The sequence below is a fragment of the Mitsuaria sp. CC2 genome, assembly GCF_048957715.1.
In the GTDB taxonomy this organism is placed as follows: Bacteria; Pseudomonadota; Gammaproteobacteria; order Burkholderiales; family Burkholderiaceae_C; genus Roseateles.
Map to the genome: position 1 here is coordinate 1 of NZ_JARVXN010000027.1, position 13769 is coordinate 13769.

Consider the following 13769-nt stretch of genomic DNA (forward strand, 5'->3'; position numbering starts at 1 on the left):
CGCCAGGAAGCGCTCCCCGGCGCCGGGCGGTGCGGCGACCAAAGCGTCGAACAAGATCGGCATGCGCTGATCCAGGACTGCGATCGTGCGATCAAGCGCTGGCGGCCGGGATCGCAGTTCAAAGTCGCTCACGGCATGGCGCAGCGAAGCCGCCGTCCTCTGCGGCTCAGGCGTCTCACTGGAGGCGCTCCCAGCCAGCGTGGGTTCGCTCGCTGCACGGCGTAAGGCCCCTGGTGCCTTCGGAGCCGGGGTCGGATCGAGTCCCTCCGTCTCGGGCAGCTCACCCTTCGACAGCAAGGACAGGACCACACTGGATTCGTCGACGCCGGCGGGGTCCGCGATCGATGGCTTGTCCGGGATGGACGGGGCGCGCGATGCGTCCTGCATCGCAGGTGTCGCAGGTGTCGCGGGCATCGCGTGCTTGCGCGCCTTCGCCAGCGCACGTTCCAGGTCCGCCGCCTCCTGGCGGGTGCGTCCGGTCTTCACGCCGCCGTCGACATCCGGCAGCGGGGTCTTCGGCGCGCGCGCCGACCTGTCCACCAGGCGCTCCTGGATGGCGCGCCGTTCCGCCCAGATCTGCTTCTGCGCGTGCGCCGAGATGACCAGCCTCTTGGCAACCGGCGCGTCAGGAGGCGGCGGTGCCGCGCGCTTGCGCGGTGCCACAGGCACGACGACGATCGGCTCGAGTGGCGCGGGCTGCGTGGCGGGCGCCTGTGCCTCCGACGCGGCGGGTCGGGCAGCGACCGGCTTCATCGGCTCGGGCAGCTCGGCGAGCCCCTCAGCAGGCACCGGCGCATCCAGCAGTGGCGATTCGGCGTGGGCCGGAGGCGACTTCATCCGCCCCGCTGCCGCATTGATCAAGCCCTCCTGACCCTGCGCGAAGGCGGGACCGCGATGGGTCCGCGCCGCTTCGAGGAAGCGCGCCTGATCTACCGCCCGGTCGTGCGAGGTCGGCATCGGCGCACCCACATCGCCCACATCGCGCGCCACCGCATCGAGCTCGCGCTGGCGGCCCATCGCATGCATCAGCGCGATCGCCGCGCCCGACCAGGTCGCGCCGTCCTCGCAGAAGGTGCTCATCTGCGCGTGCTCGCCCCGTTCGAGACGCTGCGTGAATCCCTCGAAGACGCGTGCCATGTCGCCATGGAAGTTCTCCGGCGAACGGGGATCGGCGCGGGCCTCGTGCACGCGGATCCACTGCGACTGCATGCGCCGGCCGGCCTGCGACAGCTCGATTTCCATCAGCCAGTGGCCGTCCTCCTGCGGCAAGGGATGCCGGGCGACCGAGCCGGTCACCCATCCGCCGGACGAAGGCAGTTCGCAACGGCAGACGGCGCCGGGCCGGTCCAGCATCGCCAGCAGCGGCGGCAGCGTCCGGCCCCCGCCATGCGCGACCACGACGTCGGTGACGTTGCGCTCGCACAGACCCTGCAAGGCGCCGATCACATGGGCGGCGTTCATGCCCTGCCCCAGGACGGGCAGCGCCCCCTGCAACACCGGAGGCATCGGTGCCATGGCCCTGGCGGGGACCGGCCAGCCGTGCGGCGACGGCAAGCCCATGGGCATCATCGCGGCGTTGAGCCGCGGCGGCACCACCTGTTCGAGCCAGCCGCCGACCTGCGCGGCCGACAGCGGCAGCATGTGCTGCGGATGGAGATCGGCGGGCGGACGCGTCGGGCAGCACAAGTCCGGCCAGTGGACCGACGACGACATCATCGGCGTGGCCCGGCTCGCGTCCCACGGATGGCCCGTCGGAGGAAGCTGGAAAGGGAGCGTGTGGAAGAACATGCGAGCGGCGGGCGCTTCGCATCGGGACCATGCGTCGCGCTCCGGAGGATCAGAGGTGGCGGATTTGTGCGCCAACCAGGATCGAGGGTTCGCACCGTCGCGACAGCCCTTCAGCCGGGCATCACCCGCGCGGGTGATGCGCCGCGTGCAGCTGCTTGAGGCGCTCCCGCGCCACATGCGTGTAGATCTGCGTGGTCGACAGGTCCGCATGGCCCAGCAACAGCTGGACCGCGCGCAGATCCGCGCCATGGTTGAGCAGATGGGTGGCGAAGGCATGCCGCAGCGTGTGCGGGGAGATCGGACTCGTGATCCCCGCGATGAGGGCGTACTTCTTGACGATCCGCCAGAAGCTCTCCCGCGTCATCGCCTGCCCGAACCGGCTGAGGAACAGGTCGTCGGTGCCGCGCACCCCCAGCAGTTGCGTGCGCGCCTCCTTCAGGTAGCGCATCAGCCAGACATGCGCCTCCTCGCCGAAGGGCACCATCCGCTCCTTGTCGCCCTTGCCGGTCACGCGCAGCACGGCTTCGCGCAGGCCCACGTGCACGCTCTTGAGCGTCACCAGTTCGGTGACGCGCAGTCCGCTGGCGTACATCAGCTCTAGCATCGCGCGGTCGCGCAGCCCTTGCGCCGTGCCGACGTCGGGCGCATCCAGCAGCGACTCGACCTGCTGTTGCGAGAGCGTCTTGGGGACCCGCATCGGCTGCTTGGCCGTGATCAGCTTGAGCGTGGGGTCGCGGTCGATGCGGCGCTCGCGCAGCGCCCATCGGAAGTAGCGCTTGAAGACGGAGAGCCGCCGGTTCGCCGAGCTCGCCTTGCCGCCCTCGTGACGGGCGGCGGCGTAGCCCATCAGGTCCAGTTCCTCGACCTGGTCGAGCGACCGGTCCCGCTCCTGCGCCAGCCAGTCGGCCAGCAGCTGCAGATCGCGTCGATAGGCCAGCTGCGTGTTGCGGGACAGGCCTTCCTCGATCCAGAGCGACTCGATGAAGGCATCGACCGCCCGACGGCTGCGCTCACGCACGGCGGAGGGAACGACAGGTTCGGAAGCGGACGGCAACGGGAGCGACGACGACATGTCGCGCATGATGCCAGCGCCGGGAGGCACTCAAGACCCCCGGAAGCACCGGGACGGACGGCCCGATCCGCCGCTCAGCGCCGACGGACGGGCTGCTCCGGCGTGGCCTCGGCCACGGCCCGTAGCAGCGCCTCCTTCAGGCAGTTGAGCGCGAGCACGGACTGTGTGCAACGCGTCAGGGCCGCTTCGCCGCCGGGAATGCCGTGCGTCGCCTTGCGCAGGGATTCCGCCAGACGCGCTTCCAGCGCGGCGAACCCCGTGTCGAGTACGCTGTGTCCCGAGCGCAGCGCGACGCCGACGCGATCGATCTCTTCCCGCTCCATCTGGCGCAGCGCCTCCCCGGCGTGCTGGCGCAACGCACGGACCACGAAGTCGCGCTCCTCGAGCGAGCTTGCGCGCCGATCATGCACATGCCGGTAGTCGACGCGCATGCGTCCGATGAGCGGAATCAGCTGCGACCTCAATCCATCATCCAGCGGCGTCATGAGGCCGCTGCCGCGCTTCACGGTCAGGGTATGCCAGAGCTTCGTCCAGACCACGGGCTCGGGCTGCGCCAACTGCAGCAGCAGCGCCCGGACGCTCTTCCCGAGGCGGCGCGCACGCCCCCGGTCGCCCATCCAGAGCAACAGATCCTCACCCGGCTGCGCCGCGGTCTTCGGCGGGATCCGGACGATACCTGGCAGCGAGGACACGGCCGCGGGAACGACCACCCGGCTTCCCGCAGGCGGCTGCTTGAGTCCTTGACGAGCTTGTCGCAACTTGATGCGCAAGGCGGCTTGCGCGTCCTGGAAGGCGGGGGCGCCCGCGCGAAGGGCGGCGACGCCACAGCTGGAGGAAAGAGAGGCGGACATCGGAGGACCTCGTCGTTGTCGATGGTTCACGTTCGTCAACCCGCGCCGACGTCCTGTTCCCGAACCATCGGACAAACCACGATCTCGTCAAAAACTCCGGCAACTTTTGGCATCCGTTCCGTCGAAAAAAAGGGGCCCGCGCCACCACGCGCGGGCCCCACGGAGCAACCGCCACAGGCAGCGGTTGATTGGGAGGAAAGGAAGTCCCGAGGGACGGGGGACGCGCCTCAGCCGATGCGCACGGGCACGAAGATCTTGTCGCCCCCCCGCTGCACAAGCAACGCGACGGACTTCTCCGCGCCCTTGACCGCGCTGCGGACCTGGTCGAGCGATTGCACCGGGGTGCCGTTGACGGCCAGCAGCACGTCGCCGGGACGCACGCCGGCACGCGCCGCGGCGCTGCCCTCGCCGACCTCCTGGATCAGCAGCCCGTCGCGGGTGCCGAGCTGGCGGCGCTCCTCGGGCTGCAGCGGCCGCAGGGCGAGGCCCAGCCTGGCATGGTCCGCGTCCGCGTCGCCGCCCTTGGCGAGCCTGGCGCCCTTCTCGTTGGCGTCGCCGAGGGTGGCGGTGATCGTCTCGCGCTTGCCGCCGCGCCAGATCTCGATGTCGACCTTGTCGCCGGGCAGCGATTGGTCCACAAGCGCCGGCAGATCCCCGCTGGCCACGATGCGCTGCCCCTTGAAGCCCAGGATCACGTCCCCCGAGCGGAGACCCGCCTTGGCGGCCGGGCCGTCGGCCTCGACGTTGGCGACCAGCGCGCCCTCGGGGCGGTCCAGCTTGAAGGAATCGGCGAAGCCCTGATTGACCTCCTGCACCATCACGCCGAGCTTGGCGTGCTGCACCTTGCCGCCCTTCTCGATCTGCTGGCGCACCTTGTTGGCGACCTCGACGGGGATGGCGAAGGACAGCCCCTGGTAGCCGCCCGACGCGCTGTAGATCTGCGAGTTGATGCCGACCACCTCGCCGCGCGCGTTGAACAGCGGACCGCCGGAGTTGCCGGGGTTGATCGCCACGTCCGTCTGCAGGAAGGGCACGCGGCTCTCGTCCGGTCCCAGCGAGCGGCCCTTGGCGCTGATCACGCCGGCGCTGACGCTGTTCTCGAAACCGAACGGCGAGCCGATCGCGAGCACCCATTCGCCCACGCGCAGGTCCTTGGTCGCGCCCATCCGGACGGTCGGCAGGTTCCTGGCCTCGATCTTGAGCACCGCCACGTCGGTCGACTTGTCGCTGCCGAGCACCTTGGCACGGTACTCGCGGCGGTCGGTCAGCTTGACGACCACTTCCTGCGCATCCTGCACCACATGGGCGTTGGTCAGGATCACGCCGTCGGCGCTGACGATGAAGCCCGAGCCCTGGCCGCGGACCTCGCGGCTGCCGCCTTCGCCGGGTCCGCCCCCGTTGGGACCGCCTGGCATGCCCGGCACGCCGAAGCGGCGGAAGAACTCGTAGAAGGGATCGTCCGGATCGATCTGCGGCGTGCGCGAGGCGCGCGTCTTGACGGTGCCGGACACGCTGATGTTGACCACTGCCGGGCCCTGCGCCGCGGCGATCTGCGCGAAGTCGGGCATGCCGGCGGGCGGCGGCGTGAAGTTCGCGGCCGGCGCCGCGGCGTTCGCCAGCGGCGTCGCGACGGCGGCGACCTGCGTGTCGCCGTTCGATGTCGGCGCGGACGTCGTCGCACCCTCGGTCGGGGCCTCCGCCGAGGTCTGCGCGACCGGCGTCAGCTTCGCATTGCGCATCGCGAGCGCACCGCCCGCGGCTCCGAACACACCGGCCACGGCCAGCGCCCACACGAGTTTCTTCACCGGAATCATCTTCTCCACTTGAGCCATCTGAACCTCCAGATTCACTGGGAGCCGCCGACCGGAGCGGGAGACCCCGGCGTCGACTCGATGGCTGAAGTTTGAGCAGCTTCGCTTAGGTCGCTCTTAAAGATTCCGGCCCACCGACGCTCGTCGCCTTCGGGTTCAGGCCGGCGGGAGAACAGGGGGTGGTGGGGAGGGCGGCAGCGCCGGCTGCGGCACTGGCTGCGGGATGCGGGAGAGCGGCATCGACAGTTCGACGCGCAATCCGCCGAGCGCCGTGCTGTGTCCCAGGCGCAGCGTGGCGCCATGGTCGTCGGCGATGCTGCGCACCAGCGCCAGGCCGAGACCGCTGCCCGGCGCCTGCTGGGCCTGGGACTCGGACCGGTAGAAACGGTCGAACACGCGCCCGCGCTCGGCGTCGGGAATGCCGGGGCCGTCGTCCTCGACCACCAGCAACGCCTGGCCGCCGCTGCGCTCCAGGCTCAGGTCAACGCGGCTGCGGCCGTACTTGAGGCCGTTGTCGAGCAGATTGCGCAGCAGCATCGTCAGCGCCTCGCGATGACCGTCGACCAGTGCCGCGTCGCAGCGCTCCATGCCGAGGTCGATGCCGCGGCCCTGCGCCAGCGTCGCGCCGTCGATGACGGCGTCGCGGCACAGCTCGTCCAGCGCGATCGGCTTCGCCGGCGCCTGCGCCTTGGCGCTGTCCTGGCGCGCCAGCGCCAGCAGCTGCTCGATCAGATGGGAGGCCCGGTCGATGCCCAGGCCGAGCTTCTCCAGGGCCTGCGCACGCGCCCCCTCGTCCGGCGCGCGCCGCAAGGACTGCAGCTGGAGCTTCAGGGCCGCGAGCGGCGAGCGCAGTTCGTGGGCGGCGTCGGCGACGAAGTGCTGCTGCTGTTCGAAGGCCTGCCGCACGCGATCCAGCAGCGCGTTGAGTTCGGTGACCAGCGGCAGGACTTCGGCGGGCACATCCTCCTCGTCGACGGGGGCCAGGTCTTGCGCCGCGCGGCGCGACAACTGCTGGCGCACGCGCTCCAGCGGCGCCAGCGAGTGCGACACCACCCACCACACCACCAGCGCCAGCATCGGCAGCATGAGCGCGGTCGGCAGCACGGTGCGCCACGCGAGCTGCCCGGCCATGCGTTGCCGCACGGCGATGTCCTGCGCGACCTGCACGACCTGGAAACGCCCCTGCACCGCGAAGACGCGATACCGCTTGCCGCGCAGCGCGACGTTGGAAAAACCCAGCACGGCGCGCTGGGGCAGCCAGTCCGGTCCGGCCGAGCGGTACAGCGGCGTGCCGTCCAACCCCCAGACCTGCACGATCAGGTCGATGCTCTGTTCCTCGCCGAGCGGCAGCGGCAGGCCGGTGCCCATGCCCGCGCGCAGCGACAACGCCACCTGCTGCATCTGGTAGTCGAAGATCTCGTCGGTCTCCATCAGCGCGTTGCGGTAGGCGCTCATGCCCTGCGCGAGCGCGCCGGTCAGCACGGCGCCGAGCAGGAACAGCAGCAGGCGGTAGCGCAGCGAGCTCGGCAGCAGCTGCAGCCGCATCCGGCCGAGGCGTCCCGGGCCGGGCGTCATTCCTTGGGCACGCGGTAGCCCACGCCGCGCACATTCTGGATCAGTTCTGCGCCCAGTTTCTTGCGCAGGCCGTGGATGTAGACCTCGACGGCGTTGCTGCTGATCTCATCTTTCCAGCCGTAGAGCTTTTCCTCGAGCTGCTGGCGGGAGAGCACCATGCCGGGACGCGCGAGCAGCGGCTCCAGCACGGCCCATTCCCGCTGGGACAGCGTGACCGGATGGCCGTTGGCGGTGACCTCGCGCGTGGCGGGATTGATGCTGACGCCCATGTGCTCGTAGACCGGCTCCGCGCGGCCGGCGGCGCGGCGCAGCAGCGCGCGGATGCGGGCCAGGAGTTCGTCGAGCTCGAAAGGCTTGAGCACGTAGTCGTCCGCGCCGGCGTCCAGCCCGGCGACGCGCTGGGCGGTGGCGTCGCGCGCGGTGGCGATCAGCACCGGCACCGCCTGCTTGCGACCGCGCAGCGCCTGCAGCACGCTCATGCCGTCGCGCCGGGGCAGGCCCAGGTCCAGGATCACGAGGTCGTAGGTCTGGGACTGCAGCGCGGTGTCGGCGATCTCGCCGTCACGCACCCAGTCCACGGCGTAACCCTCGGCACGCAGCAGCTCGAGCAGCTGCTCGCCGATCATCAGGTCGTCTTCCACCAGCAGGAGTCGCATGGGCACGATTGTGCACGCGCGCCGGGGCGACCGCGGCCGCGAGCGGCCGGTCAGGCGTCCGCGGGGCGCCGTCGCACGGGGCCGGCCTCGAGGACCGCGGGCGCGCGCCAGTCGCGCGACGGCGCGATCGGGAGCGGTGGGGGCGGCGGCAGCGGCAGATCCTTCGCCGGCGAGGGCGTTCTCCGGCGCCGGGCGGCAAAGCCTGCCCCCGCCTCCTTGGGCGATGTCCCCGCACGCAGCTGCTCGATCACGCAGCGGATCTGGACGAGGTCCCGCTGGCGCTCATGGATCACGGCCAGGCCGTCATGGTCCTCGGCGTCCTCGCGCGGCGAGCGGCATCGCCTGGCCAGCGCGATGGCGTCCCGCAGGCCGCTCGCGAACCGGACCGCCTTGCCGGTCGGCAGCGCATGCACGGAGAGGGACTTCCTGCTGCGCAGTTCACCGTCCACCTCGATCGTCAGTTCGATCCCACGCGGCAACTGGCCCGGCGGCGCCGGCAGCGGCCCTGTCCGGATCCGCAACCGGCCATGGCCCGCGAGCTCCCGGTCCACCATGCACGGCCCGCCGAGCAGGCGCTCGACCAGCGAGCGGTGCTCCGGCGCCACCCTCGGATCGGGTTCCTGGCGGACCGGCACGGCCACGCCGCCGATCCCCTGGTTCAGCACTGCGTCGGCCAGACGCACGAGCAGATCGCCGTCCTGCCCCGCGCCGGGTCCGGCGGCGATGGCCCAGGGATCGCCGGGTCGGCGCAGCACGCCGGATCGGGATCCGGCTTCCAGCCCGGCCACCGGCCCCAGCGCGGCCCGCCAGGCGGTCACGCCCTGGGACAGCAGTCGCCGGCGCTCGAACGCCTCCTTGCTGCCCGGCGCCGGTCCCTCCCGCCTCGCGGCGCTCCAGGCAGACTTCAGGTCGTGGCTGTCGGCCTTGGCATCGAGGCCCAGGCAACGCGTGAACAACGAAAAGATCGATGAGATGACCGGCATGTCGAGGGTTTCCATTCCTGCCCGTCCATCGGGCCGCTCCCCCTGTGTGCAGATGACGGCGCGGAGCACCTGTAAACCAGGCGGTCGCGAGGCGGACCGATTCCATGACTACAATGCGCCCCTGTCAGGAGAGAGTTCCCTCGCGGGAGCCGCCGAAGGCGCAGTGGCACTGGTGATCCCACGCTGCGAACGCTCAGGCAAAAGGACTGACGAAACGCTCGACACTTCGGGCGTCCTCACTGGAGAGAGACGGGGCGGACCTTGCGGTCGAGCCCGTCCACCGAAGGGGCAAGCCGCCGGTCAACCGCCGACGGCCAATCTCTCAGGTAAAGCGGACAGCGAGGGCATCTCCCCCACCTTGACGTGACCGGTTCACAGTCGGGGTGGTCATGACGAATGCCCTCGGAGCCAGACATGTCCGCCGATCAGAACCTCGATCCCCAGGCCCTCACGCCCCTGCTCAAGACCCCCCTGCACGCGCTGCATGTCGAACTCGGCGCCAAGATGGTGCCCTTCGCCGGCTACGACATGCCGGTCCAGTACCCCGCCGGCGTGATGGCCGAGCACAAGCACACCCGCACGAAGGCCGGTCTCTTCGACGTGTCCCACATGGGCCAGGTGCTGCTGGTCGGCGACGATGCCGCGGCCGCGCTGGAAACGCTGGTCCCCGTCGACATCGCCGATCTCGGGATGTTCAAGCAGCGCTACGCGCTCTTCACCGCCGACGACGGCGGCATCCTCGACGACCTGATGGTCGCGCGCCGGACCGACGGTCTGTTCGTGGTGGTCAACGCCGGCTGCCGCGACCAGGACATCGCCCACATGCGGAAGCATCTGTCGGGCCGCTGCGAGGTGCGTCCGCTGCCGGACCAGGCGCTGCTGGCGCTGCAGGGCCCGCAGGCGGTGACGGCGCTGTCGCGCCTGAACGCCGACGTGGCCAAGCTGGTCTTCATGACCGGCGGCTTCTTCGATCTGGACGGCATCCCCACCTTCGTGACCCGTTCGGGCTACACCGGCGAGGACGGCTACGAGATCTCGGTCCCCGCCGACCGGTCCGTGGATCTGGCCCGCAAGCTGCTGGCCCAGCCCGAAGTGATGCCCATCGGCCTGGGTGCGCGCGATTCGCTGCGCCTGGAAGCCGGCCTGTGCCTGTACGGCCATGACATCGACACCACCACCACCCCGGTCGAAGCCTCGCTGACCTGGGCGATCCAGAAGGTGCGTCGCGCCGGCGGCGCCCGCGCGGGCGGTTATCCGGGCGCGGCGGTCATCGACAAGCAATTCGCCGAAGGCGCCGCGCGCAAGCGCGTGGGCCTCGTGAGCCCGGAACGCATGCCGGTGCGCGAAGGCGCCAGGCTCGTCAACGCCGACGGCGCGGAGATCGGCGTCGTCACCAGCGGCACCCTGGGACCGACCGTCGGCAAGCCGGTGGCGCTGGCCTACGTCCAGACGCCCTACGCCGCGCTCGGCACCGAACTCTTCGCCGAGGTCCGCGGCAAGCGCACCCCGATGACGGTCTCTTCCACGCCGTTCACGCCCAACGGATACTTCCGCGGCTGATCCGCGAAGCCGGGGTGTCCCCGGGTCGCGCGGCATCACGCGGAATCTCGTTTTCCCCTTTCAACCTTCCGCAACCATCAGGTAGCACGGAGCCTTCCATGAGCATCAAGTACACGTCCGACCACGAGTGGGTCGACACCACCGACGGCATCGCCACCGTGGGCATCACGGTCCATGCGCAGGACGCGCTGGGCGACGTCGTGTTCGTGGACCTGCCCGACGTGGGCAAGTCCTTCGCCGCCAAGGAAGTGGCCGGCGTGGTCGAGTCGGTCAAGGCCGCCGCCGACGTCTACGCACCGGTCTCCGGCGAGATCGTGGAAGTCAACGAAGCCCTGCGCGACGACCCGTCGCTGGCCAACACCGACCCGCTCAAGGCCGGCTGGTTCTTCAAGGTCAAGCTGTCCGATCCGTCGGAGCTGGACAGCCTGATGGACACGACCGCTTACGACGAGCTGGTCAAAAACAGCTGATCGGGCCCGCCCCGATGACCTCCGGGTCACCGCCGGGCGCGTGATCGCGCCCGGCAATGAATACACCTCTCCAGGATCGCCCCGCCATGTCCGCCCTGCCCTCGTTCGCCGAACTCGAAAACGCCGCCGAGTTCCACGCCCGTCACATCGGTCCCGACGCCCATGACGAGACGCTGATGCTGTCGGCCATCGGCGCCGCGTCGCGCGCGTCGCTGATCGACGCCATCGTCCCGGCCGCCATCAAGCGCGCCGCGAAGATGGACCTGCCGGACGCGGTGACGGAAGCGCAGGCGCTGGCCGAGCTGAAGACCATCGCGGGCAGAAACCAGATCCTGAAGAGCTTCATCGGCCAGGGTTACCACGGCACCATCACGCCGGGCGTGATCCTGCGCAACATCCTCGAGAACCCCGCCTGGTACACCGCCTACACGCCCTACCAGGCCGAGATCTCGCAAGGCCGCATGGAAGCGCTGGTCAACTTCCAGACCATGGTCTGCGACCTGACCGGCATGGCCATCGCCAACGCGTCCATGCTGGACGAGGCCACCGCCGCCGCCGAAGGCATGACGCTGGCCGCGCGCATGGGCAAGAGCAAGAGCCAGGTGTTCTTCGTCGCCGACGACGTGCTGCCGCAGACGCTGGAAGTCGTGCGCACGCGCGCCGAGCCGCTGGGGATCACCGTCAAGGTCGGCAAGGCCGAGGACGCCGGCAAGGCCGAGTGCTTCGGCGCGCTGGTGCAGTATCCCGGCGTGACCGGCGTGGTGCGCCCGCTGCAGGCGATCGCCGACGCGGTGCACGCGCAAGGCGGCCTGCTGGTGGCTGCCGCCGACCTGCTGGCGCTGACGCTGATCGCGTCGCCCGGCGAGCAAGGCGCCGACATCGCCGTGGGCACCACGCAGCGCTTCGGCATGCCCATGGGCGCCGGCGGCCCGCATGCGGCCTACATGGCCTGCCGCGACGAGTTCAAGCGCTCGCTGCCGGGCCGCCTGGTCGGGGTGTCCGTCGATTCGCACGGCAAGCCCGCCTATCGCCTGTCGCTGCAGACCCGCGAGCAGCACATCCGCCGCGAGAAGGCCACGTCCAACATCTGTACCGCGCAGGTGCTGCCGGCCGTCGTGGCCAGCATGTACGTGGTCTACCACGGTCCGCAAGGCCTGAAGCGCATCGCGCAACGCGTCGCCGCCTACACCGCCGTGCTGGCGCGGGGGCTGAAGGCACTGGGCCTGACGCTGGTGCACGAGACCGCCTTCGACACGCTGCACGTGAAGACCGGCGCGCACACCGGTCCGGTGCTGGCCGCCGCCGTCGCCGCCGGCATGAACCTGCGCCAGGCCGGCGAAGACAGCATCAGCCTGACGCTCGACGAGACGACCACCCGCGCCGACCTGCAGGCGCTGCTGACGGTCTTCGCCGAAGGCAAGCCGGTGGCGGACGCCTTCGCCGGCGCTTCGGCCTCGACGCTGATCCCCGGCGCGCTGTCGCGCACCAGCGCCTACCTGACGCACCCGATCTTCAACATCCACCACTCCGAGACGGAGATGCTGCGCTACATCCGCCTGCTCTCCGACAAGGACCTGGCGCTGGACCGCAGCATGATCCCGCTGGGCTCGTGCACGATGAAGCTCAACGCGACCAGCGAGATGATCCCCATCACCTGGCCCGAATTCGCGCAGGTGCATCCCTTCGCGCCGCAGAGCCAGCTGCAGGGCTACGCGCAGCTCGACCAGCAGCTCACCGCCTGGCTGTGCCAGGCGACCGGCTACGCGGGCGTCTCGCTGCAGCCCAACGCCGGCTCGCAGGGCGAGTACGCCGGCCTGCTGATCATCAAGGCCTGGCACGAGTCGCGCGGCGACGCGCACCGCAAGATCTGCCTGATCCCGGAGTCGGCGCACGGCACCAATCCGGCCTCCGCGCAGATGGTGGGGATGCAGGTCGTGGTCACCAAGTGCGACAAGGAAGGCAACATCGACCTGGCCGACCTGAAGGCCAAGTGCGAGCAGCACAGCGCCAACCTGGCCGCGATCATGATCACCTACCCCTCGACGTACGGCGTGTTCGACACGCACGTCAAGGAGATCTGCGCGCTGGTGCATGAACACGGCGGCCGCGTGTACGTCGACGGCGCCAACATGAACGCGCTGGTCGGCATCGCCGCGCCGGGTCAGTTCGGCGGCGACGTCTCCCACCTGAACCTGCACAAGACCTTCTGCATCCCGCACGGCGGCGGCGGCCCGGGTGTCGGCCCGGTCTGCGTGGTCGAAGACCTCGTGCCCTTCCTGCCGGCGCACCGCTCGGCCGGCCTGGGCGAGAAGACCGCCATCGGCGCCGTTTCCGCCGCGCCGCTGGGCAACGCGGCCGTGCTGCCGATCTCGTGGATGTACATCCGCATGATGGGCGAGGTCGGCCTCAAGGCCGCGACCGAGACCGCCATCCTGTCGGCGAACTACGTGGCCGCGCGCCTGTCCGACCACTACGACATCCACTTCAGCGGCAACATCGACGGCGTCAAGGGCGGCGGCGTGGCCCACGAGTGCATCCTGGACCTGCGTCCGCTGAAGGACAGCTCGGGCATCTCCGCCGAAGACGTCGCCAAGCGCCTGATCGACTACGGCTTCCACGCGCCGACGCTGTCGTTCCCGGTCGCGGGCACGCTGATGGTCGAACCGACCGAGAGCGAATCGAAGTTCGAGCTGGACCGCTTCATCGCCGCGATGATCCAGATCCGCGAGGAGATCGCGAAGGTCGAGTCCGGCGCCTGGTCCAAGACGGACAACCCGCTGGTCAATGCGCCACACACGGCAGAAAGCCTGCTCAAGACCGAGTGGGCCCACGGCTACAGCCGCGACGACGCCGCCTACCCGGTGTCCGCATTGCGCCACGTCAAGTACTGGTCGCCGGTCGGCCGCGTGGACAACGTGTACGGCGACCGCAATCTGGTCTGCAGCTGCCCGCCGCTGTCCGACTACGAGTGATCGCTTTCGTTCGTATCGCCTAGCACGAGGA

The 13769-nt window shown here is 70.2% G+C and carries 10 protein-coding genes and 2 riboswitches; of the genes, 3 read left to right on the forward strand and 7 right to left on the reverse strand.

The annotated features are described in order from the left end of the window. The 7 genes from PV762_RS17805 to PV762_RS17835 form a co-directional block, all read right to left on the reverse strand. The coding region (locus PV762_RS17805; RefSeq protein WP_421036344.1) for a hypothetical protein at window positions 1–1788 on the reverse strand (1788 nt) is incomplete at its 3' end. A 121-nt stretch (window positions 1789–1909) separates the two neighbouring features. Further along, complete coding sequence (gene xerD, locus PV762_RS17810) at window positions 1910–2860, reverse strand: site-specific tyrosine recombinase XerD (protein WP_421036345.1); 951 nt, start codon at window positions 2858–2860, stop codon at window positions 1910–1912. Between the two features lie 74 nt (window positions 2861–2934). Beyond that, a complete protein-coding gene (locus PV762_RS17815) occupies window positions 2935–3630 on the reverse strand; it encodes a hypothetical protein (RefSeq protein WP_421036346.1) in 696 nt (231 codons plus the stop codon). Window positions 3631–3938: 308 nt separating this feature from the next. Continuing rightward, window positions 3939–5543: a DegQ family serine endoprotease gene (locus PV762_RS17820; RefSeq protein ID WP_421036347.1), complete on the reverse strand. Its 1605-nt coding sequence runs from the start codon at window positions 5541–5543 to the stop codon at window positions 3939–3941. Window positions 5544–5678: 135 nt separating this feature from the next. After that, window positions 5679–7097 (reverse strand): ATP-binding protein, encoded by a 1419-nt coding sequence (locus tag PV762_RS17825; protein ID WP_421036348.1) that lies wholly within the window; start codon window positions 7095–7097, stop codon window positions 5679–5681. Continuing rightward, window positions 7094–7753 carry a response regulator gene (locus PV762_RS17830; protein ID WP_297524135.1) on the reverse strand — a complete coding sequence of 220 codons (660 nt, stop codon included), beginning with the start codon at window positions 7751–7753 and terminating at the stop codon, window positions 7094–7096. Before PV762_RS17830 ends, PV762_RS17825 begins: the two co-directional genes overlap by 4 nt. A gap of 50 nt (window positions 7754–7803) precedes the next feature. After that, window positions 7804–8751: a hypothetical protein gene (locus PV762_RS17835; RefSeq protein ID WP_421036349.1), complete on the reverse strand. Its 948-nt coding sequence runs from the start codon at window positions 8749–8751 to the stop codon at window positions 7804–7806. 100 nt (window positions 8752–8851) lie between these two features. After that, window positions 8852–8955, forward strand: a riboswitch (glycine riboswitch). A 10-nt stretch (window positions 8956–8965) separates the two neighbouring features. Continuing rightward, window positions 8966–9085: riboswitch (glycine riboswitch) on the forward strand. Window positions 9086–9150: 65 nt separating this feature from the next. On the opposite strand from PV762_RS17835, the gene gcvT reads away from it, so the two are divergent. From gcvT to gcvP, 3 genes are all read left to right on the forward strand, one after another. Then, window positions 9151–10296, forward strand: coding sequence for a glycine cleavage system aminomethyltransferase GcvT (gcvT, locus tag PV762_RS17840; protein ID WP_421036350.1), 1146 nt, complete (start codon window positions 9151–9153; stop codon window positions 10294–10296). 98 nt (window positions 10297–10394) lie between these two features. After that, entirely contained in the window at window positions 10395–10766 is a 372-nt protein-coding gene (gene gcvH, locus PV762_RS17845) for a glycine cleavage system protein GcvH (RefSeq protein WP_421036351.1), read from the forward strand. Window positions 10767–10852: 86 nt separating this feature from the next. After that, complete coding sequence (gene gcvP, locus PV762_RS17850; protein WP_421036352.1) at window positions 10853–13738, forward strand: aminomethyl-transferring glycine dehydrogenase; 2886 nt, start codon at window positions 10853–10855, stop codon at window positions 13736–13738. Window positions 13739–13769 lie beyond the last annotated feature (31 nt).